Here is a 25,232-nt window from a genome sequence, read left to right as displayed (position 1 = left end):
GCGCCGCGGAAAGCCCGGCATGATTGTCAGCGACAACGGCACGGAACTGACCAGTAACGCGATCTTGCGGTGGTGTTCCGAGCACCGGATCGAATGGCACTACATCGCGCCGGGCAAGCCGATGCAGAATGGTTTCGTCGAAAGCTTCAATGGCAGGATGCGCGATGAGTTGCTCAACGAGACCATGTTCCGCAACCTGGCCCATGCGCGGATCGTGATCGCTGCCTGGGCCACGGACTACAACACCGAGCGTCCCCATTCGGCCTTGGATTACCAAACCCCGGCTGCCTACGCGCGGACCCTGACCACCGCAATCGCCCGCCCCGCTGCGCGAGATGAAAGCTCCGCGCGTCGGGCGATTGCTCAACCTGCGCCAACCGGCGTAAACACAAACCGGGCTCCGGTCGCGGTTGGATGAAAGTTCCGTGGCAGGTCATGGGGTCACTAGTTGTGCGTTGCAAGCGAAAGTTTACCCTGAGCTTTTGTGCTGTCCAGATACGTCTAGCACACCAATCGCGCGTGATCAGAGATCGTCGTCGCTCCATTCTTCATCGAGCGCTTCCGGCGGTGGAAGGTGGCCGTAGAATGCCTGACGGTGAAGGTGGATGTTGATCCGCGCAGAATACATCTTGGGCATCGTGTCAATTGCAAAGGCCTGCCCGGCGGCAGTCCCTTCGATAAGCTGCTCTCCCCAAACCCCAAGATTCCCTGCCCAGTAGCCGCTGTCCAATATCCTCTGCGCAGCGACTTGGAATGAAACCTCATCGTTCTTATCCCGGGCGATGATCCATGAGGTATCTGCTGGATAGTCGATACGGTTCTTAGGTTGGCTTGCATGGCCATAGCTTCGGGGTTTAGTAGTGCCCCAGTCGCCGTAAATAATTCGCGGATGGTTAGTGGCCTGCTGCACTTGGGCGAGAAGATCGCGGTTGGTGAAACCGCAGACTTCGGTCCCGTCAAAGATCGTGAAGTCTTTTGGAAACGAAGTGCAAGAGACGGCAATTGGAACCTCCGGCGGGATCGTTCCAAAGAAACTATTCGTGTAACCGCTGGCAAGGGCGGCCACGAGGAGCGGGTCCGGCACCCAACCAAACTCGAACACCACGGCGTAGTCGTTCGCCCCCTCTGCCGCCAATTCTGCTACAAGCGCAGGCATCCATTGCGGGATGCCGGAGCCTATCCCTTCGGCCAGATTCATTCGCAGACAAAAGGTCCGGTCATTTTCCCGGGCCCAAGCGATCTGTTCCCGGGCACTTTCGATGGTGCGTTCTGCCATTAGCAGGCATGGATTGGCGTTCGGATACTCCGACAGGAGTTCCCACCACGCGTCAAGGTCCGCTGGCTTTGCGGCAAGTCGAGCCCAGAGTTCTTTCGCCTCATTGGGCTTGTCGTTCATCTGGTAATAGGTATCTACGTCAATGAAGTATTGGCGCGACGGGTATGAGTCCTCAAACTTATCCAACGCTCGGGACAGGGGCGATGTAGCGAGCCAAGGGGCCAGCAAAACGAGCGGTGTCAACCGGTCTTTCGTTGTTCCCGGCAGTTCCTTCAAACCGCTCAGTTCGGCGGGGCGGATGCCCAACGTTACCAGATACTCCTGAACATCCATTGCCCGCGCCGCCCCTTCAGGTCATCTGCAACTTGATTTCCATCGCCGCCGTGGACACTCCAAACCGGCGGGCGAGGTCCTCGATCACTTCACTGGTCATTGGGCCAGAATACTCCGCCGTCGCCTCTGCCAGTTGGGCGGACGGAATCACCAAGTCAGATGCGAGCCGGTTGGCCTCGTATTCGATATTGGCCGGTTGACCGGAACGCAGCAGGACATTCTCTGACCAGCCACCCTCTGCAACAATCCGTTCGCGATGCAACAGGAAATGCGCAAGCTCATGGGCAAGCGTGAAGCGCTGGCGGTGCTTCGCCTCGTGCCTGTTGATGCGGATGACAAAGTCTCCGTTCTCCTGTCCGATCTGGCCGGATGTGCCGCGCGGCAGCGTGGACAACAGTACCTTGACGCCCAGACGCTTTGCTATCGCACCCAACTTGACCGGGTGCTCGGAGAGGTAACCGTCAATATCCTGCCGGATTTCAGGCGGAAGGCTCGTATATTCTCTGGAAGGCGACTTGACCTCCCAGCCATTTGCCGCCGCTATGCTTTGCATGTTTCCATCCATGGTTTCTCCCTCCTGTTTTGTTAGGCTTGATCGCCCTCATCGTCAGCGTATTGTTCTGCCGCATCCGGGTCGGGCTCTGGCCCACCTCCTTGCATCCGCATAGCAACACGCTCTAGCACTTCATCGAGTTCACCCCGCTGAGCCATCTCGCTTAGAATTTTATGGCCAAGCTCGTCATTGAGGAGCGCAGCTTGTAGCGCCGCCGGAAGGGCATCTTTCACCTTAGCATTAACGTTGGGTTCTAACTCTGCTTCCATCGTCTCGGTGATCTTGCCCGCTGCGGCGTCTTTGGCCTCGCTCGCCGCCTCGTCCTTGATTTCACGCAGCGTCTTCAACGCGACCAAACCTATGACGAGCGCCCCAACCGTAACCGCGAGACCAACGGCACCAAGGAAGATTGTCGCCACGGTCAGCAGCAGGTCAACGTAGTCCGCCCTTGTCGGATCAATGTGGGCAGTTTGCCCAGTTCCCGGCAACCCCCATCCGAACCAAAACACGATGGCTGCAACGGCGACGAACGCGCCGATGATTGACCCTAAAATTGCGGCGCTCAGCTTACCCATCAAACAACCAGTTCATCACGCATCGGGAGCTTCACGCCTTTAATATTGGAACGTATAGAGAACAAATCAAGAGAAAGTGTAAACTATCTTGACTTTAGCGTCGATAGCGAATCCACCCCACCCGGCAATTGGACTCACTGTGCCACAACTTGATGGACCGCCCCACCAGAAACGGCCTAAGTATTTGTAAGATATATAAGAAATGGCGATCCCGGGAGGACTCGAACCCCCAACATCCTGATTAGAAGTCAGGTGCTCTATCCAGTTGAGCTACGGGACCGTGGCTCTTTGATAACGGTTCGGAAAACGGTTCGCAAGCCGGTGACGTTTCCCTAACCGTTTGTATTTCCATCTTCTTCCGGCCCCAGACCCCCGGCTTAGAAGTCAGCTGCTCTATCCAGTTGAGCTAAGGGACCGCTGCCTCCCGTATCTGCCGGAACTTCGCCTGCGGGGCAAGAGCCGACGGGCCGCTACAGCGCCCGCGTCATGTAAAGGCTGAGTGGATCGTCGACATAACCGCCGAACGGCGGGCATGGCGTGAAACCCTGGGCGGCATAAAGCCCGCGGGCGGCGGCAAATTCCGGTGCGTTTCCGGTTTCGAGGCTGATCCGCCGATGACCCGCCTGGCGCGCCGCCTCGAGCAGCGCCAACAGCAATGCGCGGCCGGCGCCCTGCCCGCGCGCCTCGGAGATGACATGCATGGATTTGAGCTCGGCATGAGCGGCATCCAGCGGCTTGAAAGCGCCGACCCCCAGAAGCCGCCCGCCGCGCCGGCAGGCAAGAACCTGCGCCGCATCGCGGGTCAATTCGGTCAGGGTCTGCACATGGCAGCTCTCTTCCGGGCTTTGTGCCCGCATCATCGCATGATGCCGCATCAGCAAGGCCGCGACATCCGCCTCCTCCGCCTTGGCGGCGCCAACCGTGATGTCGCCGTGCAGGATCAAGCGACGCTCTCGGTCTCGGTCGCCGCGGCGACCGCCAGATCCGCCATCTCCAGCACCGCCTCCCGGGTGGCGGCCACGGCAATGAAGCGGGCGTTGTGGCAGAACCTGGCGCCGGTGACGCCGCTTGCGGTCTCCAGCGCCGCATCGGTCAGGCCGGCCCAGGCCGCCGGAAGATCGGCGCGGCTCTCGAAACTGTCGCCGGACTTTCGAATCGTGGTCAGCGCCCAGTCATCGCCGCGCGGATGCACCACGAACAGCAGGTGATCGGCCCCCGCCGTCTCGATCGCGGACCGGAACGGCATCCCCATGGGCAGCTCAAGCACGCGCCCGGCGCCGGCCGCGGCGATGGCCTGCATCACCAGCGCCTCGGCCCGGCGCTTGGCCGCCTTGCCGCGGATCGCCGCCTCGACAAAGGCACGGGCGACCGGCAGCGCTTCGGCAAAGGCGCGGTCGTCGGCATCCTCGCCGCGGGCGTCAAACACCGGCTTCAGCGTCTCCAGCAGCACCGGCAGCGTCATCCCGGCCAGCGGCCCGGCGACCGAAGGCTCCAGCGCGCCATTATCCATCAGGTCGACCGGCAGGACAAAACCCCGGTCAAAGCTCTGGTGGATGTCCTCGATATCGGCCTCCGGCACCTCGGAGGCGCGCAGGTAGTCGCGGCCGTAATGCTGCCAGATCAGCCCGAAAGAGCTGTAGGGCTGGCCGTCCTCGCGCAGCGGAACCGGCTTCTGATGGTGATCGAAAACCCGCGCCTGGGGGTCATAGACCCGGCCCACGTCATAGATGATCCGGCCCGCCCCGGGCGTGATCCAACCGGCATCGCGCGACCGCACCAGCCGCGCCTCGGGGAACAGACGGCCAAGCACGACGGTGGACAGAAGCTCATCGGCATGAAAGCCGCCGGAATGGGTGACGAGATGGGTGATGGTCATCAGGGGCGGCTCCTGCCGGGAATTGATCGGTCGCGACGCGGGCGATCCGGGCCATAGCGTCCTAAATCGGCTCACGTCACACGCTTGCTTGCGAGGGTTATTTGGGACAGCGGGAAAATGCGAGCGGAAATCCCCGGAAAGTCGGGACGCCCCCCGCGAGCTGCCGCCAAACAGGCCAAGACAGCCCGCCGGGGCGGGCTGTCTCTCTGCGGCGGTCGGGCGCGATCAGGCCGGTTTCGACCTGTCGGTGAGAGCGCCCGCCTGCCGATGGAGCACGCCCTCGATCACGGGCGCACGGCGGCGGTCGGGGCCGCCGCGCGGCGCGACAGGATCTCGGCGGTTTCGCCGGCCACCGCGACAAGGCGGCTTTCCGCGATCTCGGCCAGTTTCTCGCCGCCGGTCTTGGCCGACACCTCGATTTCGGCGAGCAGCCCCCGAAGTTGTGTGGCGCCAATCAGCGCGGCCGAGCCGGCGAGCCGATGCGCCTGCCGCCCCAGAGCGTCGGAATCGCCGTTCCGGCCGCGTTCGATCAGGGTCGGGATCGATTCCTCGATCTCGGCGCAGACCCGCTCGAGCGTGGATTTGAACGCCGCCGCCGGCAGCACGTTCGCGAGATCGTCCAGCACCTGGAAATCGACGGCCTGCTGCGGGGCTGTCGGCTCGGCGGCCGCACGCGCAGACGGGGCGATCTGGTTCTGCGCGACCGCCTCGTGCAGCTGGTGCACCCGGATCGGCTTGGACAGGCAGACATTCATGCCGGCGGCGCGGAACCGGGCCCGCTCGCCCGGCATGGCATGCGCGGTCAGCCCGACAATCGGCGTGTCGCGGTTGGGCCCCTCCGATGCACGGATGTCCTGGGTGGCCTGAATGCCGTCCTTTCTTGGCATGCTGACATCCATCAGGATCAGGTCGAACTTCCGCTCCAGCGCCATGTCGACGCCTTCCTGACCATCGCGGGCTTCCTTGACGACATGACCAGCGAGACCAAGCAGCTCACGCGCGACCATGCGGTTGGTTTCATTGTCCTCCACCAGAAGGATCTCGAGCGGGACGACAGCGGCCATCGCCGGAGGGTTGGTGCCGTCATGGGGATGTGGGGTGCCCGTCGCGTCCGGCTTGGCTGTGGGCGTTTCCTCGGCCCGGCGCAGCGGGATCGTGAACCAGAACCGGCTGCCGACGCCAAGCGCGCTTTCGACCCCGATGTCACCACCCATCGCATTGACGATGCGCCGCGAGATTGCCAGGCCAAGGCCGGAGCCATCGGAATTGCGGGCATAGCCGGTTTCAAGCGTGACGAAATCGTCAAACACGATCGCCTGCTGGTCGCGGGAAATCCCGATGCCGGTGTCGACGACGCTGAACTCGACCTCGGCCATGCCTTTGGCATTGGTGCGGGTGTTGGCCTGCACGGTGATCCTTCCGGCGTCCGTGAATTTCACCGCATTGCCGATCAGGTTGACGAGAATTTGCCGGATGCGATGCGGATCGCCCAGAACGGCATGGTCGGGAAGCGACAGCTTGCTCTCGATCGTCAGGCTCTTGGCCTCGGCCGCCGAGCTGGTCACCAGCAGGGCGCTGCTCACGATATCGCGAATGTCGATCGCACTGCTTTCGATCCGCAGCGTGCCGGTTTCTGCCCGGCTGACGTCGAGCACGTCATTGATCTGGCGCAGCAGATGTTCACCCGCGGTGCTGGCGGTATGGGCATATTTCGATTGCTCGCTTGTGAGGGCGGTGCTGCGCAGCAGGTCAACGGCACCCAGAATGCCGTTCAGCGGCGTCCGCATCTCGTGGCTCATCACGGCGATGAAGTCGGATTTGAGCTTGCTCGCGGCTTCGGCCTGTTCTTTCGCATTCAGAAGCTCGCGGCTGCCCTGGCGGTAGACCAGCACCCAGGTCAAGGTCACAAAGAAGATCGAGCCCAGGGCGGCGGCAAGGTAGAGCCCGGAGTGATCGTGGGCAAAGGCCTCCTGGTTGGGCGCCGCCGCCAATTGCCAGCTTCCATTGGGCAGGATGACCTCGGCATAGGTGGTTGCCGTGTCGAAGACGCCGGCATCGCCGACGATCACGGCCCCCTCGGCCCCGAGGCCGTCGACGCCGCGGATCGCAAGTTTCACCCGATGGTCGATCTCTGCCATCCCCGCCTCGGAGAACAGGGCATCGACATCGATCAGTATCGTGGCAAACCCCCAGAACTCGTCAAAGCCGGTCCGGCTCTTGAAGCCTTCGATAAAGATCGGCAAGCGGGCGATGATTGCCCGGCCGCCCTGCTTGAGCGTCAGCGGTCCGGCCACGATGAACTTGCGGTTTTCGATGGCCCGCAGCACGGCGGGCCGGCGGGCCTCGTCGGCGATCAGATCATGGCCAATCGCGGCCCGGTTGCGTTCGATATCGGTGAGATAGGTGACGACGGCATCGGGCGCGAGCTGAAGGCTCATGACGCCGGGCACGGAATCGGTGAGGCCTTGGGCGAAGCTTTCGAAATCCGCTGCGGTGAAATCCGGGTGCGACTTGACGAAGGCCTTGAGCGCGATAGGCAAGCTGAGGCGCTTGTAGAGCGCGGATTCGATGGCCGACCGGGTGGCCATGAGTTCGCCGTTTGCCAGCGCCTCGGCATTGAAGTCATGCGACTGTTCGTGCTCGCGCACGTACAGCGTGATCAGCGCGGCAATCGAAGCAAGCAGCATCAGGCTGGCCAATGTTGCAACGACGAGCGAGCGCCAGCGAATTTGGGAGAAGGAACAATGTGGGGTCATAGGTGCATACTATGACACCCAATCCGCTGGCTCATTTGCGCATTCGAGCAGATGCGGCTCTCTAAAGTATAGGTCCGCATCCAAGGCGCCGCCTCCGGCCGCAGCGCATCAGGCGCGGTGCGAGCGCATCCCCGAACTGCGGTGAGCGAAAGGCGGGATTGTCCGATCCGGACGGTCCTGGCACCTGTTTCGCCCGCCCCGCTGCGGCCGGCGGGGCGCCCTTTATGCAGAGCCCGGGAAAAACTCAGATGTCTCTTACAGGCTCAATGAGTCCAGGGGCCGCGGCGGTTGACCGCGAAATTCTCGGCATAGCCGCGCGGGCGGATGTTGGGCTGGCGCCGCTTGGGGTCGATCACCGTGGTTTCGATGCCGTGGTCGCGGGCATATTCCAACGCCGCTTCCTTGCTGTCGAATTTCAGCCGCACCTGCGCCTGGGTATCCTCGGACGAGGTCCAGCCCATCAGCGGATCGACCTCGCGCGGCGAAGACGGCGCAAATTCCAGAACCCATTGACGGGTCTTGGCCACGCCCGATTGCATCGCGTTCCGGGCCGGTTGGTAAATTCGTGCGCGCATGGATGTGCCTCCGGGTGTTTCGCCGGTTATCGGCAATTCCGCGCCCCGTTTCAAGCGTATAGACTGCCCGAAAGGCATCGCCCCTGCCAGCGGCTCGATCCTGATTGTTCGGATTGGCGGCCAAGCACAGCTTGGCTGTCGTTCGTGTCGCGGGGAGCGAGGGGTGGGTAGGTGCAACACATTCGACAGCCAAGCCTGCTGCTTGCCATTTCAGGGTACAATCGCCGAAACGGGCTTGGCAACGATTTTTGCCGGCGCAAAATTCATCACGCCGACACAGGACTGTGCAGTGTCTCCGTAAACCCATGGAATCGCTGAGACAACTCAGGCCGACCGCTGACAACAAATTTCGTTAGACTAAAAATCCGAGCAATATCAAACTGCTTTGACGTGATTTCGCGTATCCGGTCGGACGAGAATCGGCCGCGGATCTCCGCCGTTCTCGTCTAACAATTTCCGGCCGCTCCGCCAACAGCGCGCGGAGCAGGTCTTGCATTGGCCGGGCAAGGTCGCACATTTAGCGGGCAAGGAGCCCTAGCCATGTACAACAACTCGCCCGAAGCGATGCCGATCCTCAGCGCGCCGGCCCCCGACGTCAAGACGCGCGACAAGCTCGAAGGCGGCAAGACCTTCGTGATGAACACCGAATTCGATCCGGCCGGCGACCAGCCCACCGCCATTGTCGAGCTAAGCCAGGGGCTGCGCGACGGCGACCGGGATCAGGTGCTGCTGGGCGCGACCGGCACCGGCAAGACCTTTACCATGGCCAAGGTCATCGAAGAGACCCAGCGCCCGGCGATCATCCTGGCCCCCAACAAGACGCTGGCGGCCCAGCTTTATGGCGAGTTCAAGGGGTTCTTCCCCGACAATGCGGTCGAATATTTCGTCAGCTATTACGATTACTACCAGCCCGAGGCCTATGTCGCCCGGTCCGACACCTATATCGAGAAGGAAAGCCAGATCAACGAGCAGATCGACCGGATGCGCCACTCGGCCACCCGGGCGCTTCTGGAACGCGACGACGTGATCATCGTCGCCTCAGTGAGCTGCATCTACGGCATTGGTTCGGTCGAGACCTATGGCGCCATGACCCAGGATCTCAAGGCTGGGCACGACTACAATCAACGCGAAATCATGGCCGACCTGGTGGCGCAGCAATATCGCCGCAACGACGCCGGGTTTGCGCGCGGCTCCTTTCGGGTGCGCGGCGATGTGCTCGAGGTCTGGCCGGCGCACCTCGACACCCGGGCCTGGCGGCTGTCGTTCTTTGGCGAGGAACTGGAGGCGATCACCGAATTCGATCCCCTGACCGGCGAAAAGACCGATACGTTCGACCAGATCCGCATCTACGCCAACAGCCACTATGTCACCCCGCGCCCGACGATGCAGCAGGCGATCATCGGCATCAAGAAAGAGCTGCGGATCCGGCTCGATCAGCTGGTCGGCGAAGGCAAGCTGCTCGAGGCACAGCGGCTGGAGCAGCGCACCAACTTCGATCTGGAAATGCTGGAAGCCACCGGCGTCTGCAACGGCATCGAGAACTATTCGCGCTATCTGACCGGCCGCGCGCCGGGCGAGCCGCCCCCCACCCTGTTTGAATTCATCCCGGACAACGCGATTGTCTTTGCCGATGAAAGCCACGTCAGCGTGCCGCAGATCGGCGGCATGTACCGGGGCGACTATCGGCGCAAGTTCACGCTCGCCGAACACGGCTTCCGCCTGCCGTCCTGCATGGACAACCGGCCGCTGAAGTTCGAGGAATGGGATGCGATGCGGCCGCAGTCGGTCTTTGTCAGCGCGACCCCCGCCGCCTGGGAACTGGAGCAGACCGGCGGCGTCTTTACCGAACAGGTGATCCGCCCCACCGGCCTGCTTGATCCGCAGGTCGAGATCCGGCCGGTCGAGATGCAGGTCGACGACCTGCTCGACGAGGTGCGCAAGGTCACGGCGGACGGCTTCCGCACGCTCTGCACCACGCTGACCAAGCGCATGGCCGAGGATCTGACGGAATACATGCATGAACAGGGCATCAAGGTGCGCTACATGCATTCCGACATCGACACGCTGGAACGCATCGAGATCCTGCGCGACCTGCGGCTCGGCGCCTTCGACGTTCTGATCGGCATCAACCTGCTGCGCGAGGGGCTCGACATCCCGGAATGCGGGCTAGTCGCCATTCTGGACGCCGACAAGGAGGGCTTTCTGCGCTCGGAAACCTCGCTGATCCAGACCATCGGCCGCGCCGCGCGCAACGCCGAAGGCCGGGTGATCATGTATGCCGACCGGATCACTGGCTCGATGGAGCGGGCGCTGGCCGAGACCGACCGCCGCCGTGCCAAGCAGATCGCCTACAACGAGGAACACGGCATCACGCCCGAGACGGTGAAAAAGAACGTCGAGGACGTGCTGCAAGGGCTCTACAAAGGCGATGTCGACATGAACCGGGTGACCGCGACCATCGACCAGGGGCTGGCCGGCTCCAACCTTCAGGCGGTGCTCGACGGGCTCAGGACCGACATGCGCAAGGCGGCCGAGAACCTGGAGTTCGAAGAGGCGGCGCGGCTGCGCGACGAGATCAAGCGGCTCGAAGCGGTCGACCTCGCGGTCCACGACGACCCTCTGGCGCGCCAGCAGGCGGTCGAGAAAGCGTCAGAGGCGGCGGTCAAGTCGAAGGGGCGCAGCACCGCCGGTCGCCCCGGGCAACGCGGCGGCAATGTGCAACGGCGCAAGCGGTAGACCTGGCGGGGCGGGCGGCACTGCTTGCCCTATGCCCGCCACTCCGCAACCACGTCAAAGCCCTGCGGCACCGGCATCTCTTCGAGGAACTCGGCGAAATTCGCCCAGATCGCCTTGACTCGTTCCGCGTTGGACTCCGAGGTCGCCTTGTCGGTCACGGTCGCCACGATATAGCCGCTGCCGTCCTCGTTCATCGCGCTCATGAAATGCTGCATGCCGGGCAGGCCAAGAATCTCTGCCTTCAACTCGTTCATCTTGGCCGTAGCCGCCTCGCGGGATCCGGGTTTCATCTTGTATGGCGTGATACGTGCGTACATCTCTCCCCCCATGTCCGGGCCGTTCTGGCCCAAGGCATCATTATACCACATTTCGCGCACGACGGCTGTTACCTCGGTCACACCGACGGCCCAACTCCCGCGGGAACAATTTCGAATTGGTTGACGTTACCTGCCCGTACCGACCGAGACAGCAACAACCCCGGAGACATCCCATGGAATATGGAATTTTTGGTCTCATCATCCTGATTGCAGACCTCTACGCCATTTACAAAACCCTCACGTCCGCCGCGTCGACCGGCGCCAAGGTGGTCTGGACGCTGGTCATCCTGATCCTGCCGGTGCTGGGCTTCCTCGCCTGGCTGCTGTTCGGCCCCAAGGGCCGCGCCGCGCACGTCTGAACGGCTGACCACTGATCGCACACGGGGCCGGTTTCGGCCCCGTTCCGCTTTGCAACCCCCGGTGCCGCGCCTATGGTGAGCCAGACCAGCAGCCGCAACAGCACAGGGGCCCCGCCGCCATGCTCACCGCCTTTGATCACGTCAACATCCGCACCGCCAATCTCGACGAGATGATCGCCTGGTATGGCGAGATCCTCGGCCTGCATCCCGGCAAACGTCCGCCCTTTTCCTTTCCCGGCGCCTGGCTCTACCTCGGCGACCGGGCCGTGGTCCATCTCGTCGGCAAGACGGCACCGCCCGACCCTGGCGATGATCTCGGCCTCGAGCATTTCGCCTTTCGGGCGCAGGGCATGGACCGCTTCACCAGGTTGCTGACCGAGCGGGGCATTGCCCACAGCATCGACCCGGTGCCCGGCATCCCGGTCACCCAGATCAACCTGCATGACCCGGACGGCAATCACATCCATATCGATTTCGATACCTCTGCCGAAACCCCGTAAACCGATCCTTAATTCTGCCCAAATCCCCTGTTAGTCGGACCAGCAAGTTTGCGAGGATATTTTCATGGCTGTCATTTCGATCGATCCAGACACATTGTCCATTGATGCCAAGGCGGCGCAGGCCGCGGGCAAAGCGGCGTCAGAGAGCTATCGCACCCGCAAACCCTATCCGCATGGCAGCTTTACCGATTTTCTGCCCGAAGAGGTGCTGGACCGGGTGATCGCCGAGCTCAAGACCCTGCCCGAGGCCGAAGACAGCTTCAATCGCCCGCAGGAAAAGCTCAAGACCTCTTACCTGCCCGAGCGTCTGCCGCCCTATACGCGGCAGCTGTTCTACGCCCTCAATTCCCGCCCCTTCGTGCGCTATCTCGAAGAGCTGACCGGCATCAACGGCCTGATCCCAGACCCGTATTTCTCGGGCGGCGGGGTGCATGTGGTGGCCAACGGCGGGCATCTCGATATCCATGCCGACTTCAATCACAACTCCAAGCTCAATCTGGAACGGCGGCTGAATATCCTGATCTATCTGAACAAGGACTGGAAAGCCGAATACGGCGGCTCCTTCGAAATCTGGAACGAGGACATGAGCCGGAAAGTCGAAAGCTATGTGCCGGAATACAACCGGATGTGTTGTTTCAATACCGGGTCCGACACCTGGCACGGCAATCCCGAAACGGTCAATCACCCGCGCGGAGAGCCGCGCATGTCGCTGGCGCTTTATTACTACACCGCCACCTGGGACCACACCAAACGCAGCCATACCACGCTGTTCCGCCCCCGCCCCGGCACCCATGACCAGGCCGACCGCGAGGTGCGCCGGCTCGAACTGTTGCAGGACATGCTGCCGCCGATCCTGTTCCGCAGGGTGATCGGCCCCTTGCGGCGGCTGGGGTTCTGAGCGCAGCCCGCTCCGCCGCGACGGCCGGCGTCAGTTGCCGTCGCCGACCTCTTGCACGATATCGATGACCTGCCGCGCCCATTCGCCGATGATCGGGATGAACTCGATCTGGCTCAGCGTCCAGATCAGCACCGACAACAGCAATGTCGCGCCGACGACGGTGCCCAGCCCCATCATCAGCCCCCGCGCCAGCGAATGCCAGAGCATGGTCCAGAACTTGTCATGAATGCGAAAGAAACGGTGGCCGTTGAGCTTTTCAACTTCCCGGCGCAAGGCTCTGATTTCACTGACGAGATCATCTGACATGTGGCGCAAGCTAGCCCGCCGACCGGGCTTTCGCCAGTGCCACGCCGTATTTTTTCCGCGTCACGCGGCGGAACACGGGCCAAAATCCTGCGCGGCGCATCATTCCTGCGGGCATTTCGCGACCGCCGTGCTAGCTTGCGCCGCATGAAGATTGCCCTTTTGCTTCGTCTGTTCTGGAGCGCGCTCGGATGCCTGGCCATCGCGCTTGGCGTATTGGGGATTTTCCTGCCGCTGCTGCCGACCACCGTGTTCCTGCTGCTCGCGGCCTTCTGCTTTGCCCGCTCGTCGCCCCGGCTGCACGCCTGGCTGGTCGAACATCCCACGCTCGGCCCGCCGATCCTCAACTGGCGCGATTACCGCGCGATTTCGCAGCGCGCCAAGGTGCTGGCCGTCTCGACCATGGGGGTGGTGCTCCTGGCCGGGCTGGTCCTCGGCCTCAGCGCCTGGCTGGTGACATTGCAGGCCGTGGTGCTCGCCGGTGCCGCGCTTTTCATCGTCACCCGGCCGACGCCGCCGATCGGCTGAGCCAACGTGAGGAGCGACCCTCAGCCGAAGGTTGCCGCAACGTCGTACATCACCGGCTCGAAGCTGCGGCAGAGGTCGTGGATCTGGCGGTTGCGCTGGCGCATCTCGTCAGAGCGCAGCATGGCAAGGAAATCCTCGCGGTTCTGCCATTGGGAGTAATTGGCAATCCGGGTCTGCGCGTCGTTCACATGCAGGCCGGCGGCGACAAAGCCGGGCTGCTTCGAGATGAAATTCTCGTAGGCGTCCTGCAACGCATCGAGCAGATCCTGACAGGTGCCGGGGGTCATCTCGAAGGTGGTGATCACGGTCTGAAGCTTGGCGTCGGCTTTGATCTCGGGCATGGGAACTCCTCCTCTGGTTCCACCCTGCCACGCGGCTGCGGCCAGTCAAAGCCCCATTGACGCCGAATTCAGACGTTGGGTTCGCCCTGCAACCCCAAGACCTTGCGCATTCCGGTCCAATAGCCCGGCAGCCGTGGCGGCCGTTGCAGATGCGGCAGTGCCTCGTCGGCCCAGCGCGGCATTTCGCGGGTCATGAAATCCCGGCCCCAGGCGAGAAAGGCCTCGCCATGCTCGGGGCGCAGGCGGCAGGCCGAACCGACCAGGCCGACCAGCGTTTCGGGCGGCAAATACCATTCGTCCTGAATGCCGGTGACGCGGCCGCGCAGCAGAGGCCCCACCCTGCGCATCAGCGCGCTTTCCGAAAAGATCAGCAGCATGCGGCCCATCTCGGGACGGGAATAATGGATCAGCGGCGGAAAGGTGTCGAAAAAGCTGGCCTGACCCCCGGCAACCGCGAAATTGCGGATCGAGGGGTGAAAACCGATGCGGGTCTCGAACTGGTCGGCATTGTTCCAGAACCGGGCGATGACCTGCCCCGCCGCCTCCATCAACTCGAGCGCCGCATCGCGCGGCGCGGCCTGCATCTGCGGCCGCATCATGCTCTCGGCCGGCAGCGCCTCCTGCACGATCACCGGCACCTCGAGATTTCCCTCGGGCAGCAGGTGAAACTCGGTTTCCGGCACCGGCACGCCGGTCTTGTGCAGCGCGGCCACATAATCGGCGTGGCACGTGGCCAGCCGCGCCATCAGCGCCCGGTCGGTCGATCCGCGATAGACCTTGATCACCCGGTCGGAAAAGGGCCCCTGCGTGGGCCGGAACGGCGCGCAGAAATAGCCCAGTTTCGAGATCGGCTGTCCGCGCGACGCGCTGTCGTCGCGGATCAGCCGGGCCAGTTCGGTCAAATCGGTCATGTGTCACCCTGCCATGTGCCCCCGCGTGATAACGCAGCCACCGCCCCTTGGCCAGCAGCGGCAGGGCGGCATTAACCGCATGTTTACCATGCTCCTGCACTCTGATCGGCGGGGAGCGTGACGCGCGAGGATCATCGATGTTTCGTCTGGCCGCCATTTTCATGATGCTGGCCGGCATGGCCACGGCGGGGGCCTGGCCACGGGACAAGGGCAGCTGGTTTCTGGCCACTTCGACCGAGATCAGCGACTTAGAGGTCGCGCGCCGCCCGGGCGAGCTGTCGATCTTCAACAATCTCTACATGGAATACGGGCTGACCCGTTCGCTCACCCTCGGGCTCGATATCGGCCATAGCGTCGGCTCCGATCCCGATTACCGGGTCTTTGTCCGGGCGCCGGTGCTCAGCCGCCAGGGCACCTATCTGTCGCTCGAGGCCAGTCTCGGGCGGGTCGACGATCTGAATTACAGCGCCATCGGCTTCGGTTACGGCCGCGGGTTCACGCTCGGGCCGAATTCCGGCTGGTTCGGCCTCGACACCCGGCTGGTTCGGGCCGAGGGGCCCGGCGCCGAACATCTGCGCCAGAGCAAGCTGGATGTCACCGCAGGGCTGACCTTTGCCGGCGGCCTTCAGGCCATGGCGCAGGTCTTTCACACCCAGATCAGCGACACGCCCTACACCAGCCTTGCCCCCAGCATCGTCATCCCGGTCGGCCGGCGGGCCAAGATCCAGGGCGGGCTGGTGTTCGATCTTCGGACCCCGGCCCTGCCCGGCGTGAAAATCGGCCTCTGGCGCGAGTTCTGACCGATCACACTGGGAATTGCCATGTGGCGCCAATTGGTTAGACTGGCACGACCTGCCAGAATGGATACGCCTCATGCCCCAGTCCTGCTGTCTGCGCTCGCTCGTCCCGCTCATTGCGGCCCTTGGCCTCTGGCTCACCCTTATCGGCCCGGCCGCGGCCTTGCAGCTCCGGCTGGTCAACGCCGACCCCGAAGGCTGCAACGCCCGCGCCACCGGCCCGATCGAGCCGGGCGACAGCGCGCGGATCGCGCGGCTCCTGCCGGGGGGCTCGGAAGGCGCCCAATATTTCGACGCCGCGCCCCGGCTCTGTTTCAACAGCGCCGGCGGCGATTTCATCGAAGCAGTCGAGATCGCCGAATACCTGCGCCACACCGGCATTTCCAGCCATGTGGCCGAGGGCGAAAGCTGTCTTGGCCCCTGTGCGCTGGCCTTTCTCGGCGGCACCCGCGCCAGTTTCGAAGGCGGGGTGGTGCGTGCCCTCGACCGCTCGATCCATGCCGCGGCCAGGCTGGGCTTTCGAGCGCCGGGGCTGGAACTGCCCGACGACGACTTGACCGAAGACGCCGTGCAACAGGCGTTTCAACAGGCACAGCAGGCCACGGCAGCGATTTTCGGCAGCCTCAACATCCTCAGCATCAGCCGCGATTTCGCGCTTGCCGTGTTTTCCGTGCCGGGCGACTACCTGCATGTCGACACCGTGGCGCGCAGCATCGATGCCGGCATCCGCGTCGAGGGCCTGCGCCCCCTGCCCGACCAGATGAGCCAGGACCAGCTGCGCGAGATCTGCGAACGGATCGGCCCCGAGATGCGCCCCGACCACTTTGACCGCCCCGAAAGCACCCGGGTGTTCCAGGCCACCGCCGGCATGATGCTTGCCCCCGCCGCCACCGGCGCGCGGCGCGGCGCCTGGCTGACCGGCTATCGGGCCGAGGGAGAGCTCTACTGGACGGTCTGCGAGGTGCGCTGGTTTCAACCGCGCTCCGGCACCGGCGGCGTTTCGGCCCGGGTGTTGCAACAGGCGGCCTGGAACGGCCAGAGCGAGGCGCCCAACGACGCCCCGCCCACCGCCGCCGAGATCGAACGGCTGACCGAACAGGCCACCGGCCCCTTCACCTTCTTCGAACCGATCGTGATCTTTCCCGGCGCCTCCAAGCTGACCGATCTGGCCGGCGACGGAGAAGAGCTTCCGCCCGCCGCCGCCAATGCGCTCTGCGCCCCGGCCGCCGAGCGTTATCAGGTGGTCAACGTCAACGAATTCGCCACCCTGCGCACCGAACCCAACTTCAGCGCCGAGATCGTCGCCGAGGCGCCCAAGGGCAGTTTCGTGGCCCCGGTCAGCCGGGACGAAGACGCCTATCTTATCACCTCCGAGAGCTGCCGCGCGGCCTGCGATCACGCAACCCGCGACGGGCTCAGCGCCACCGATTTCCAGGCCGCCGCCGACTGCCGAAATTCCAACGACGTCTGGTGGCGCATGGTGATGCCCGATGGCGCCGCCGGCTGGATGTCGGCGCGCTACCTCAGCGTGCGGTAGCGCGGCCGCCACGGTCGGGGGCGCGGCGGCGTCAGACGTCCATCCGCATGGTCACGCTGACCTTGCCGCGCACGGCGGTCTGCCAGAACAGATCGATCCGGTCATTGGCCGCGCCCTGCCGCACCTTGGTATAGGGCATACCCCATTGCGCCACATTGGCGCTGTTCTCGATCTTGTCGGTAGCGACCACCGACACCACCCCCCGCGCCTCGCCACCAAAGGCCAGCACACTCGCGCCCGAGATCTGCCAGGTCGCGGCGGCCGAGGATTGGGTATGCGAAACGGTGACCGGATTCTCGGTGGTCTTGAAGACGTTGTTGAAGGTGTTGTCGGTGAAATAGACGTTCTTCATGTTGCCGTAGTTCATGTCGGCATGGGTGGTGTCCACCTTCTCGGCCTGCTGGATCACCGCGCCGACGCCGCGAAACAGGTTACCGGTCACGTTGATGCCATTGAAGAAATGGCCGGTGCCATACGGCTTGACGACGATCCAGGCAAAGGAAGGCAGCACCTCGCCGCAGAGAAAGACGTTGTTGGTGATCGACAGCCCGGCAAAACCGAACCCGCCGGCGAAATCCGGCGCCACCTCGCGCTCGTTGGTCCATTCGATAAAGCAATTGTCGACGTAATTGCCCACCACCGTCGTGTTGCACGAGCGCAATGCCAGCACCAGCCCCGCCATGCGTACGCCATTGGGCTGACCGTCGCCCTGAAAGAAGTGATTGCCCTGCACCACCGCGTTCGAGCCGGAGAGGATGCAGAAATGCCGGAACTGGCTGGCGCGGTTGTTGCGCAGCTTGACGTCATTGGCATTGGTATTGATCGCGATCGAAATCCGGTTCTGCGCCGGTTCGCTGCCCTCGGACGACAGGAACTGGCAGCGGTCCACCAGCATCCCCTGGCAGCCATAGCCGATCGAGGTGATACCGCGTTGCCTGGGTCGGGTAAAAAAACAATCGCGCACCTGGAACACCGTGCCGGTCTTGGCCAGCATGATGCCCGAGGCCTTGTTGTTGCACTGGAACTCGATGTCCGAGAAGGAAAAGCTGGTGAGCTTTTCGAAGCCGCTGAAATCGATCAGATATTTGAACCGGGTAAAGGTCAGGGTCTGGGTTCCGGTCGCCGCCCCCATCGGCTGCGACAGGGTGATCTCGCCGGCCGAGACATTCTTGGATCGAACATAGGTTTCGCGCGCCACGCCCGCGCCGGTGATCAGCGCGCCGACCGGAATATTGGCCACATTGGCCACATTGGTCAGCTTGTCGTCATCACCTGCGGAATAGGTCGCCTGGCTGGTAAAGACATCCGGCTCCCAGACGGCATCGCCGGTGGCATAGAACTGGCCATTGGCGATGTGGCGGCGCTGGGCATAGGTGTCCTTGTTGTTCACCGCGGCCTGCATGTCGATCGGCTCGGAAATCGAAATCCGCCGCCCCCCCATGTCGAGACTTTCGTGATCGGCGTTGTTGAGCAGCGACTGAAACGCCTTCTTGAAGCCCAGCTCCTCATTGCCGAAAGCGTCTATGTAGGTGCCGAGGTCGAAATCCTTGGTCAGCGACAGCACCGCGCTCTCGGGCATGGTGACCGTGCCCTCGAAGCGGATGCGCGAATTTATCGTGACGTCGTTGTTCAGCCGATAGCTGCCGGCGGAGACCAGGATCTCGCGCCCGTCCGCCGCATCGTCGGCCGCCTCGAAGGCGGCGCTGTCATCGGTGTTGCCGTCGCCGATGGCACCGAAATCGCGCACATCCACCATGGCCAGCTGCTTGCCGTGAAAGACCGAGGTGACATCCTCGATCACCAGATCGTCGATCCGCACCAGCCCGCCGTTCGGCCCAGTCAGGTCAAGACCGAGATGCGCAAAGACCGGTGCCGTCCCCCAGATCATGTCGACGCCGGTGCGGTTGCCCGGCCCGAGGATGGCCGAAACCTCGGTGATCTCGCCGTAATTGGTCAGCGTCACCGCCGGCCCGCTCACAATCACCCCGCTCACCTGGCTGCCGTTCGACAGCGCCGGATACCCCGCGATGCGCACATTCGGCAGGTTGCCCGAGATCGCCTTGACCCGCGCCGTGACCCGCAGGTAGCAGCCCGGCAGCATCGGCGTCTGCCCCATATAGCGCAGCTTTTGCGTCGAATCGGATTTCTGGATCTCGAGACAGCCGCCGAAATCCTGATCCGACGGCACAAAGGCGGCATTGGCGGCGCTGGCATAGGTGTCATCGCCCGGCCGGCCGTTCTCGCTCGACCAGACGTCAAGCCCGGCGGCGAAGGCCGTCGGCATGAAGACCACGCCCTCGGTAATCGCTTTGTTCATGATGGTCCCTTTCCCACATCGCGCCCAGGTCGCGCATGTCACACGTCAGGGCAGGCAGGCCGCCCGCCGATGGGAAAGAGAGGTATCAACTGCGGCTTAACGCCGGCTGAGAGCACCGTGCGCCACCGGCGCAACGGCCCCCGCGTGGTCAGACCGCGATATCGGGCGCATCGAGGATCTGCACGCCGCCGATCTTCCAGCCGCTCTCGCCGGGCACCATCCGGTAGCCGAGGTAGTGCCGCTGTCCGGCCTGATCGATGATTTCGACCCTCTGCCAGAGCGCGCCGCCGATCTCGGCGAGTTCGAGGTAGGTCACCTCGCCCGGCATCCAGACCATCGGATAACCGCGCCGCGCCATCAGGCCAAAGACTTCGGGCGAGCCGAACATGCCCTTGATCGTCGGGCTGGCGTAGGAAAAGGCGCGGTCGATGTCCTGCGCCTCGAAAGCCTCGAGTTGGCCGCCAATCACGGCCTCGATCTCGGGATTTCTGGGCTGTGGTTCCTGCGCTTGCGCAGGTCCGAAGGCCAGAACGAAAGCCAGAACGGCAAGACAGTGACGCAGCATGACGGGCACCTTTCGCGGGGTTGATCCACAAAAGATAGTCCGAAACGCCTGCGCTTCAAACTGCGCCGGCCCCGAGAGGGCTCAGCCCAGCTCGCCCTTGAGGCCCTTGTCGATCAGCGCGACGGTTTCTTCGACGCCATAGAGCGCGACAAAGCCGCCGAACCGCGGGCCCTGCGAGGCACCCAAAAGCACCTCGTAGATCGCCTTGAACCAGTCGCGCAGCGGCTCGAATTCATGCACCTTGCCAACCGCAAAGACGATCGATTGCAGGAACTCCTCGTCGGCGAAATCCGCCTCCGGCAGCGGCTCGTCCTTGCCGACGATGGCGTTCTTGCGGGCAATCAGATCGCGGGCGTAATCGCCGTCCTGCAACGCTTTCGCCAGGTCTTCCAGCGCCGCCCGTTCCTGATCGGTGGGCGCGCGGAACACCTTGGCGGGCTTCACGAAATCCTGGAAATACCGCACCGCGTGACCGGCCGCCTGATCCATGCCGGGATGGGTCTCGGCGGTGGCATCGGGGGCGTATTTGCGGATGAAGCCCCAGAGCGTTTCCTTGTCCTCGGCACTCGATGCGCTGGCCAGGTTCAAGAGCATCGAGAACGAAACCACCATATCCGAGGCCGGCACCGCGCCGCCGTGAATGTGATAGACCGGATTGTTCAGCCGCTGCGCCGCATCCTGCGTGGCATAGGCGCGCAGCTGCTGGTGATACTCGTCCACCGCCTTGGGGATCACGTCAAAATACAGCCGCTTGGCGGTCTTCGGCTTGAGATACATGAAATAGCTCAGGCTCTCGGTCGAGGCATAGGTCAGCCACTCGTCAATGGAGATCCCGTTGCCCGAAGATTTCGAGATCTTCTGCCCCTGATCGTCGAGGAACAGCTCATAGGTGAAATGCTCGGGCGGGCGCTGGCCGAGAATGCGGCAGATGCCGTCATAGATCGGCGTGTTGGTCGAATGGTCCTTGCCGTACATCTCGAAATCGACGCCCAGCGCCGCCCAGCGCGCGCCGAAATCTGGCTTCCACTGCAATTTCACATTGCCGCCGGTGACCGGAAGGGTCCACTCGCGCCCGTCCTCGTCGTCAAAGGTGATCTCACCCTTGGCCGCATCCACGTGTTTCATCGGCACATAGAGCACGCGGCCGGTCTCGGGATGGATCGGCAGGAAAATCGAATAGGTCTGCCGCCGCTCTTCGCGCAGGCTCTTCAGCATCACCTTCATCACGTCGTCATAGCGTTCGCAGGCGCGCAGCAGCACCTCGTCGAACTGGCCGGAGCGGTAGAACTCGGTGGCCGAATAGAACTCGTACTCGAAGCCGAAGGTATCGAGAAACCGGCACAGCATGGCGTTGTTGTGATCGCCGAAACTATCATGCGTGCCAAAGGGATCGGGCACCGAGGTCAGCGGCTTTTGCAGATGCTCGGCCAGCGCCTCCTGGTTGGGCACATTGCCCGGCACCTTGCGCATGCCGTCGAGATCGTCGGAAAAACAGATCAGCCGCGTCGGAATGTCGGAAATCACCTCGAAGGCGCGGCGGATCATCGTCGTCCGCAGCACCTCGCCAAAGGTGCCGATATGCGGCAGACCCGAGGGACCATAGCCGGTCTCGAACAGCACATAGCCCTTTTCCGGCGGCGCCTTTTCATAGCGTTTGAGCACGCGGCGCGCTTCTTCAAAAGGCCAGGCTTTCGAGGTCATGGCGGCATCGCGCAGGTCAGACATAGTTCAGGCATCTCCGGTAGGGCCGCGCGCCCCATGCGCACAGGCCGCCTCTCCCTATTGCGGGTGGCGCGCGGGGTCAATATTCTGCACTGCAACAGGAGGCCCCAATGTCGGAAGAAATCACCCATTCGCTCAGCGCCCAAGACTGTCTTGTCGGCCTGATGATCGCCATCTCGGCCTCGGATGAGAACATCCACACCGCCCAGCTCGTCAAGATCGAGACCGCGGTCAACAATCTGCCGGTCTTTGCCGATTACGACGTCGACCGGATGAATGTCGTGGCCCGCACGGTATTCGACCTGTTCGAACAGGAAGACGGGCTCGACGCGCTGTTCGGCCTGATCCGGGAAAACCTGCCGGAACGGCTGTTCGAGACCGCTTATGCGCTGTCCTGCGACGTGGCCGCGGCCGACGGCATGCTGCACGAGGCCGAGCTGCGCCTGCTGGAAGAAATTCGTTACGAATTGAACATCGACCGGCTGCACGCCGCGGCCATCGAACGCGGCGCGCGGGCGCGGCACATGACACTCTGAGCCCGCCTAGCTGTTGACGAAAGCCTGGCCCCAGCGCTGCAACAGCCTTTGTTGCAGCTTTCTCGATCGGGCGATCCAGGCGCGTCCACCTTCCGGCCGCTCGCGCTGCGCCATGGTCAGCGCGTCGCGCCGTTCGGTATCGGCGGTAAAGATCGCAAAGGCCAGCTCGCTGCCGTCAATCGCCGTGGAATAGCCGGCCAGCGCCGAGACAAAGTTCAGTGTGCCGGTCTTGGCATCCACCTCCACCGGGTGATCGTCGATGATCTGGCGCTTCTCGTTGCGCAAGGGGATCGGCTTCAGAAGCGACCGCAGCGGCCCGGCAGTGCGCGCCGCGCGCAGCGTCAGCACCATGTCGGCCGCCGTCATCCGGCTCTGCCCGCCCAACCCGGAATGATCGACCAGGCTGACATCGGGGCTCACGCCATATTCGTCGCGCAGCCACTGCGTCATCGCCTGCGCCGAGGCCACCAGGCCATCGGCCTCCGCGCCGCGCGCCCTGGTCGCGGCAAGCCCCACGACCTCGGCGGTGAGGTTAGTGGAATACTCCAGCATGTCACTCAGGATCTCGGTGAGCGGCGCACTTGTCACCTCGGCCAGCGCGGCGCCCTCGGGCGCATCCCGCGTCACCTTCGGCGCCTTCAGAACGATGCCGTGGCTGCGCGCGAGGATCTGGAACACCTCACCGGCGTAGATCTCGGGCTTGCGCACCGGCAACCAGCGTGCGCCCTCCTTGCCCAGCGCCCCGCGGGCGACCGTCCAAGTGTCAATGCCATCCTCGTCGACGTAGGTATAGACCGGCGTGCTGCGATCCTCGACACTCATCCGGGCGACCGCAACATCGGGCCTGTGGCGACCGCTGCGGGCGTCCATGCTCACTTCGTAGCCATCGCCTGCCCGCACCCATTGAAAATACACGCGGTTGAAATTCAGGTTCAGCCCGGAAATCGCCGGGCTATAGGCCACATGCGCCGGCTGTTCGACATCGATCCTGTCTGCAAACGGCAAATAGCCGCCCCAGACCAGGAAATCACCGGTCACTTCGCGGATACCGGCCGCCTCGAGCGCCGCGGCCAAATCAGCCAGTTCGTCGGTGCCCAGCGTCGGATCGCCGCCGCCCGCAAGGATCAGATCGCCGGACAGCACGCCGTCGGAAACCGTGCCATTTGCATGGACGGTGGTGGCAAACCTGTGCTCCTCGCCCAGAGCGTCGAGCGCGTAAAGCGCGGTCACCGCTTTGGCCACGCTGGCCGGTGGCAGGCCCACATCGGCCTGGCCCTCTTCCTGCATCTGCCCGGTGCCGACATCCATCACCGCATATCCCACCTGGCCCGAGATCTTGGCCTCGCGGACCAGCTGTTCGGCGCTGGGAAAGGTCTTGACGATCGGCTTGGTGCTGCCCGGCCGGGCCACCGGCCGCAATGACCGGCTGGGTGGCGATGCCTGGGCGGCGGTGGCGACAAATCCGAGCGCCGCGCCAAGAAACATGCGTCTGGAAAATGCTTTCGTCATGCGATGATTTAACCTCAGCCCTGAATGACAGACAAGCGCGCGTTGGCGACCGATGCCGGCATTATGACGGTCCGCTCGCAGATTGCCGACACATCGTCGTGAACCGGGCAACCGCACCCCACTTGGCCGTGCCTCTGCCCGGCCCCGGCCGTCACCGCTTCGCGTCGTTGCGCCAATTGCCGGTGGCGCGGATCGCGCTGGAACTTTCGTCGCGCATCGGAACATTGACGAAACACCACGCCGGGGCCTCGGCTTCGGCTAGCCTGCGCGACTCCCGGCCACGGATACGGGCGCCGGCATAGACCCGCGCGGCCTTGGAGTTGCGCGCCCGGATGCGGTCTCCGGGCCGGGCAAGAATGCCGATCGGCACGGTCTCGACGATCCGCTGCCAATCCTGCCATTGCGGCAGTTGCACGAGGTTGTCGGCCCCCATCAGCCATACGAATTTCACACCTCGGTAATCCCGTCTCAGCGCGTCCAACGTTTCGGCGGTATATCTGGTTCCCGCCCGTGCCTCGTAATCGCTGACCTCCACCTTGGGATGCTGCATGATCCGCCGCGCGGCGGCCATGCGCTCGTCCAGCGGCGCCGGCCCATGCGCCTTGAGCGGATTGCCGGGGCTGAGCAGCCACCACACGCGATCCAGCCCGAACCGCCGGAGCGCCTCGCGGGTGATATGCACATGGCCTTGGTGCGGCGGATCGAAGGACCCGCCCAGCAATCCGATGGTCTGGCCGCGCCGCAGGGCCGGAAAAGGGGTCACCACGTCAGTCCTCTGGTCAAAACGCGCTCATGTCAGGGAAGTGACACAGGTTTGTCAATCGATTGGCCGCAGCGCATCGCCCAGGGCGACCGGTCCGGGCTGCAAGACCCGGGCCGTCATGCCGCCATGTCCGCGCACCGCCGCATAACCGCCGGGGCCGAAGGCCGCCTCCATCCGGCTGCATGGCGCACAGGGACCGGTGATCTCGAGCAGCGCCCCGCCCAGCGCCACCGCCCGCCCCCGCAGCCCGGCGAGGTTGATACCCGAGACCACGAGATTGCGCCGCAGCGCCTCCGCCGGCACCGCGTCGCGGCCGAGGAACGCCCCGATCACCGCCAGATGCTCGGCCTGGACCAGCGTGACCGCCCGTTTGCCGGCCCGCCCGTGATCGCCGGCGAGCCCGGCTTCGGTCACTTCGACGGTCTCCAGCGCCCGCATCGCGCCGCGCCGCTCCGGCCGGACGCCGATCCACTCGACCCGCCCGGTCTGCGCATATCGCGCGATCAGTTCCGCCATCCGCTCCATCTCGCCCTCCTTGCCCGCCGCACCCAGGGACGGCCGATGCGTGGCCCGGCCCTGCGCGCGGCCCGATTTCGCCAATGCCAATTGCACCTCGCCCCGTGCCCCGTTATCTAGCCCTGCAAGCAAA

At 63.8% G+C, this 25,232-nt stretch carries 26 protein-coding genes and 1 tRNA gene; 9 read left to right on the top strand and 18 right to left on the bottom strand.

Annotated features, from left to right (window positions below; genetic code table 11):
- A partial coding sequence (locus tag PVW49_RS12175; protein WP_274590638.1) for an integrase core domain-containing protein occupies positions 1-418 on the top strand: 418 nt, incomplete at its 5' end.
- A gap of 105 nt (positions 419-523) precedes the next feature.
- On the opposite strand, the gene PVW49_RS12170 is transcribed toward PVW49_RS12175, so the two are convergent.
- The 8 genes from PVW49_RS12170 to PVW49_RS12135 all read right to left on the bottom strand — a co-directional run bounded on the left by PVW49_RS12170 (position 524) and on the right by PVW49_RS12135 (position 7,944).
- A complete protein-coding gene (locus tag PVW49_RS12170; RefSeq protein WP_274590637.1) occupies positions 524-1,609 on the bottom strand; it encodes a beta family protein in 1,086 nt (361 codons plus the stop codon).
- A 16-nt stretch (positions 1,610-1,625) separates the two neighbouring features.
- Entirely contained in the window at positions 1,626-2,174 is a 549-nt protein-coding gene (locus PVW49_RS12165) for an ImmA/IrrE family metallo-endopeptidase (RefSeq protein ID WP_274590636.1), read from the bottom strand.
- Positions 2,175-2,194: 20 nt separating this feature from the next.
- Positions 2,195-2,737 carry a hypothetical protein gene (locus PVW49_RS12160; protein ID WP_274590635.1) on the bottom strand — a complete coding sequence of 181 codons (543 nt, stop codon included), beginning with the start codon at positions 2,735-2,737 and terminating at the stop codon, positions 2,195-2,197.
- 203 nt (positions 2,738-2,940) lie between these two features.
- Positions 2,941-3,017, bottom strand: a tRNA-Arg gene (locus PVW49_RS12155).
- Between the two features lie 190 nt (positions 3,018-3,207).
- Positions 3,208-3,681 (bottom strand): GNAT family N-acetyltransferase, encoded by a 474-nt coding sequence (locus tag PVW49_RS12150; protein WP_274590634.1) that lies wholly within the window; start codon positions 3,679-3,681, stop codon positions 3,208-3,210.
- Complete coding sequence (locus PVW49_RS12145; protein ID WP_274590633.1) at positions 3,678-4,613, bottom strand: MYG1 family protein; 936 nt, start codon at positions 4,611-4,613, stop codon at positions 3,678-3,680. The genes PVW49_RS12150 and PVW49_RS12145 overlap by 4 nt, the downstream gene beginning before the upstream one ends.
- A gap of 284 nt (positions 4,614-4,897) precedes the next feature.
- The gene (locus tag PVW49_RS12140) at positions 4,898-7,300 is read right to left on the bottom strand and encodes a hybrid sensor histidine kinase/response regulator (protein WP_274590632.1); all 2,403 of its coding nucleotides are present in this window, start codon (positions 7,298-7,300) and stop codon (positions 4,898-4,900) included.
- A gap of 332 nt (positions 7,301-7,632) precedes the next feature.
- Entirely contained in the window at positions 7,633-7,944 is a 312-nt protein-coding gene (locus PVW49_RS12135) for an ETC complex I subunit (protein ID WP_048532598.1), read from the bottom strand.
- 540 nt (positions 7,945-8,484) lie between these two features.
- On the opposite strand from PVW49_RS12135, the gene uvrB reads away from it, so the two are divergent.
- Positions 8,485-10,680 (top strand): excinuclease ABC subunit UvrB, encoded by a 2,196-nt coding sequence (uvrB, locus tag PVW49_RS12130; protein ID WP_274590631.1) that lies wholly within the window; start codon positions 8,485-8,487, stop codon positions 10,678-10,680.
- Between the two features lie 29 nt (positions 10,681-10,709).
- Here the strand turns inward: uvrB and PVW49_RS12125 are convergent, their stop codons facing one another.
- Positions 10,710-10,997, bottom strand: coding sequence for a hypothetical protein (locus PVW49_RS12125; protein WP_048532602.1), 288 nt, complete (start codon positions 10,995-10,997; stop codon positions 10,710-10,712).
- 173 nt (positions 10,998-11,170) lie between these two features.
- Here PVW49_RS12125 and PVW49_RS12120 point away from each other — a divergent pair, with 173 nt between their 5' ends.
- The 3 genes from PVW49_RS12120 (at position 11,171) to PVW49_RS12110 (ending at position 12,754) form a co-directional block, all read left to right on the top strand.
- Positions 11,171-11,356: a PLDc N-terminal domain-containing protein gene (locus tag PVW49_RS12120; RefSeq protein ID WP_048532604.1), complete on the top strand. Its 186-nt coding sequence runs from the start codon at positions 11,171-11,173 to the stop codon at positions 11,354-11,356.
- Positions 11,357-11,475: 119 nt separating this feature from the next.
- Positions 11,476-11,856 (top strand): VOC family protein, encoded by a 381-nt coding sequence (locus PVW49_RS12115; protein WP_074836417.1) that lies wholly within the window; start codon positions 11,476-11,478, stop codon positions 11,854-11,856.
- Positions 11,857-11,920: 64 nt separating this feature from the next.
- Positions 11,921-12,754: a 2OG-Fe(II) oxygenase gene (locus PVW49_RS12110; RefSeq protein WP_074836416.1), complete on the top strand. Its 834-nt coding sequence runs from the start codon at positions 11,921-11,923 to the stop codon at positions 12,752-12,754.
- Between the two features lie 30 nt (positions 12,755-12,784).
- Here the strand turns inward: PVW49_RS12110 and PVW49_RS12105 are convergent, their stop codons facing one another.
- On the bottom strand, positions 12,785-13,060 hold the full coding sequence (locus tag PVW49_RS12105; RefSeq protein ID WP_048532608.1) for a DUF5665 domain-containing protein: 276 nt from the start codon (positions 13,058-13,060) through the stop codon (positions 12,785-12,787).
- 144 nt (positions 13,061-13,204) lie between these two features.
- On the opposite strand from PVW49_RS12105, the gene PVW49_RS12100 reads away from it, so the two are divergent.
- Positions 13,205-13,585: a YbaN family protein gene (locus PVW49_RS12100; protein WP_274590630.1), complete on the top strand. Its 381-nt coding sequence runs from the start codon at positions 13,205-13,207 to the stop codon at positions 13,583-13,585.
- A gap of 20 nt (positions 13,586-13,605) precedes the next feature.
- On the opposite strand, the gene PVW49_RS12095 is transcribed toward PVW49_RS12100, so the two are convergent.
- Together PVW49_RS12095 and PVW49_RS12090 are read right to left on the bottom strand one after the other, a co-directional pair.
- Positions 13,606-13,926 (bottom strand): antibiotic biosynthesis monooxygenase family protein, encoded by a 321-nt coding sequence (locus tag PVW49_RS12095; protein ID WP_048532611.1) that lies wholly within the window; start codon positions 13,924-13,926, stop codon positions 13,606-13,608.
- A gap of 68 nt (positions 13,927-13,994) precedes the next feature.
- Positions 13,995-14,837 carry a DUF6206 family protein gene (locus tag PVW49_RS12090; protein ID WP_274590629.1) on the bottom strand — a complete coding sequence of 281 codons (843 nt, stop codon included), beginning with the start codon at positions 14,835-14,837 and terminating at the stop codon, positions 13,995-13,997.
- A 137-nt stretch (positions 14,838-14,974) separates the two neighbouring features.
- Here PVW49_RS12090 and PVW49_RS12085 point away from each other — a divergent pair, with 137 nt between their 5' ends.
- Complete coding sequence (locus PVW49_RS12085; RefSeq protein ID WP_274590628.1) at positions 14,975-15,637, top strand: hypothetical protein; 663 nt, start codon at positions 14,975-14,977, stop codon at positions 15,635-15,637.
- 73 nt (positions 15,638-15,710) lie between these two features.
- A complete protein-coding gene (locus PVW49_RS12080; protein ID WP_274590627.1) occupies positions 15,711-17,171 on the top strand; it encodes a hypothetical protein in 1,461 nt (486 codons plus the stop codon).
- 31 nt (positions 17,172-17,202) lie between these two features.
- On the opposite strand, the gene PVW49_RS12075 is transcribed toward PVW49_RS12080, so the two are convergent.
- From PVW49_RS12075 to PVW49_RS12065, 3 genes are all read right to left on the bottom strand, one after another.
- Positions 17,203-19,488 (bottom strand): glycosyl hydrolase family 28-related protein, encoded by a 2,286-nt coding sequence (locus PVW49_RS12075; RefSeq protein WP_074836406.1) that lies wholly within the window; start codon positions 19,486-19,488, stop codon positions 17,203-17,205.
- Between the two features lie 148 nt (positions 19,489-19,636).
- Entirely contained in the window at positions 19,637-20,053 is a 417-nt protein-coding gene (locus PVW49_RS12070; protein WP_274590626.1) for a DUF4864 domain-containing protein, read from the bottom strand.
- An 81-nt stretch (positions 20,054-20,134) separates the two neighbouring features.
- Positions 20,135-21,778, bottom strand: coding sequence for a lysine--tRNA ligase (locus PVW49_RS12065; protein WP_274590625.1), 1,644 nt, complete (start codon positions 21,776-21,778; stop codon positions 20,135-20,137).
- A gap of 107 nt (positions 21,779-21,885) precedes the next feature.
- Between PVW49_RS12065 and PVW49_RS12060 the strand changes: the two genes are divergently transcribed.
- Positions 21,886-22,311 (top strand): tellurite resistance TerB family protein, encoded by a 426-nt coding sequence (locus PVW49_RS12060; protein ID WP_048532619.1) that lies wholly within the window; start codon positions 21,886-21,888, stop codon positions 22,309-22,311.
- Between the two features lie 6 nt (positions 22,312-22,317).
- Here the strand turns inward: PVW49_RS12060 and dacB are convergent, their stop codons facing one another.
- The 3 genes from dacB to PVW49_RS12045 form a co-directional block, all read right to left on the bottom strand.
- A complete protein-coding gene (gene dacB, locus PVW49_RS12055; protein ID WP_274590624.1) occupies positions 22,318-23,820 on the bottom strand; it encodes a D-alanyl-D-alanine carboxypeptidase/D-alanyl-D-alanine endopeptidase in 1,503 nt (500 codons plus the stop codon).
- A 151-nt stretch (positions 23,821-23,971) separates the two neighbouring features.
- On the bottom strand, positions 23,972-24,583 hold the full coding sequence (locus tag PVW49_RS12050; protein ID WP_371398795.1) for a nicotinate-nucleotide adenylyltransferase: 612 nt from the start codon (positions 24,581-24,583) through the stop codon (positions 23,972-23,974).
- A 54-nt stretch (positions 24,584-24,637) separates the two neighbouring features.
- Positions 24,638-25,189: an MOSC domain-containing protein gene (locus PVW49_RS12045; RefSeq protein ID WP_338020387.1), complete on the bottom strand. Its 552-nt coding sequence runs from the start codon at positions 25,187-25,189 to the stop codon at positions 24,638-24,640.
- Between the last annotated feature and the right edge of the window lie 43 nt (positions 25,190-25,232).

This window comes from Marinovum sp. PR37, from assembly GCF_028807375.1.
In the GTDB taxonomy this organism is placed as follows: domain Bacteria; phylum Pseudomonadota; class Alphaproteobacteria; order Rhodobacterales; family Rhodobacteraceae; genus Marinovum; species Marinovum algicola.
The sequence above is the reverse complement of the archived record's forward strand: the minus strand, read 5'-3'. Positions and strand labels throughout refer to the sequence as shown.

Bases quoted from the DNA above. Each gene is read 5' to 3' on its own strand.
- PVW49_RS12085 (WP_274590628.1), top strand. From the start codon at position 14,975: ATGTTTCGTCTGGCCGCCATTTTCATGATGCTGGCCGGCATGGCCACG.
- PVW49_RS12060 (WP_048532619.1), top strand. From the start codon at position 21,886: ATGTCGGAAGAAATCACCCATTCGCTCAGCGCCCAAGACTGTCTTGTC.
- PVW49_RS12125 (WP_048532602.1), bottom strand. From the start codon at position 10,997: ATGTACGCACGTATCACGCCATACAAGATGAAACCCGGATCCCGCGAG.
- PVW49_RS12110 (WP_074836416.1), top strand. From the start codon at position 11,921: ATGGCTGTCATTTCGATCGATCCAGACACATTGTCCATTGATGCCAAG.
- PVW49_RS12135 (WP_048532598.1), bottom strand. From the start codon at position 7,944: ATGCGCGCACGAATTTACCAACCGGCCCGGAACGCGATGCAATCGGGC.
- PVW49_RS12065 (WP_274590625.1), bottom strand. From the start codon at position 21,778: ATGTCTGACCTGCGCGATGCCGCCATGACCTCGAAAGCCTGGCCTTTT.
- PVW49_RS12170 (WP_274590637.1), bottom strand. From the start codon at position 1,609: ATGGATGTTCAGGAGTATCTGGTAACGTTGGGCATCCGCCCCGCCGAA.
- PVW49_RS12080 (WP_274590627.1), top strand. From the start codon at position 15,711: ATGCCCCAGTCCTGCTGTCTGCGCTCGCTCGTCCCGCTCATTGCGGCC.
- PVW49_RS12165 (WP_274590636.1), bottom strand. From the start codon at position 2,174: ATGGATGGAAACATGCAAAGCATAGCGGCGGCAAATGGCTGGGAGGTC.
- PVW49_RS12070 (WP_274590626.1), bottom strand. From the start codon at position 20,053: ATGCTGCGTCACTGTCTTGCCGTTCTGGCTTTCGTTCTGGCCTTCGGA.
- PVW49_RS12120 (WP_048532604.1), top strand. From the start codon at position 11,171: ATGGAATATGGAATTTTTGGTCTCATCATCCTGATTGCAGACCTCTAC.
- uvrB (WP_274590631.1), top strand. From the start codon at position 8,485: ATGTACAACAACTCGCCCGAAGCGATGCCGATCCTCAGCGCGCCGGCC.
- PVW49_RS12115 (WP_074836417.1), top strand. From the start codon at position 11,476: ATGCTCACCGCCTTTGATCACGTCAACATCCGCACCGCCAATCTCGAC.
- PVW49_RS12160 (WP_274590635.1), bottom strand. From the start codon at position 2,737: ATGGGTAAGCTGAGCGCCGCAATTTTAGGGTCAATCATCGGCGCGTTC.
- PVW49_RS12145 (WP_274590633.1), bottom strand. From the start codon at position 4,613: ATGACCATCACCCATCTCGTCACCCATTCCGGCGGCTTTCATGCCGAT.
- PVW49_RS12105 (WP_048532608.1), bottom strand. From the start codon at position 13,060: ATGTCAGATGATCTCGTCAGTGAAATCAGAGCCTTGCGCCGGGAAGTT.
- dacB (WP_274590624.1), bottom strand. From the start codon at position 23,820: ATGACGAAAGCATTTTCCAGACGCATGTTTCTTGGCGCGGCGCTCGGA.
- PVW49_RS12095 (WP_048532611.1), bottom strand. From the start codon at position 13,926: ATGCCCGAGATCAAAGCCGACGCCAAGCTTCAGACCGTGATCACCACC.
- PVW49_RS12075 (WP_074836406.1), bottom strand. From the start codon at position 19,488: ATGAACAAAGCGATTACCGAGGGCGTGGTCTTCATGCCGACGGCCTTC.
- PVW49_RS12090 (WP_274590629.1), bottom strand. From the start codon at position 14,837: ATGACCGATTTGACCGAACTGGCCCGGCTGATCCGCGACGACAGCGCG.
- PVW49_RS12140 (WP_274590632.1), bottom strand. From the start codon at position 7,300: ATGCTGCTTGCTTCGATTGCCGCGCTGATCACGCTGTACGTGCGCGAG.
- PVW49_RS12100 (WP_274590630.1), top strand. From the start codon at position 13,205: ATGAAGATTGCCCTTTTGCTTCGTCTGTTCTGGAGCGCGCTCGGATGC.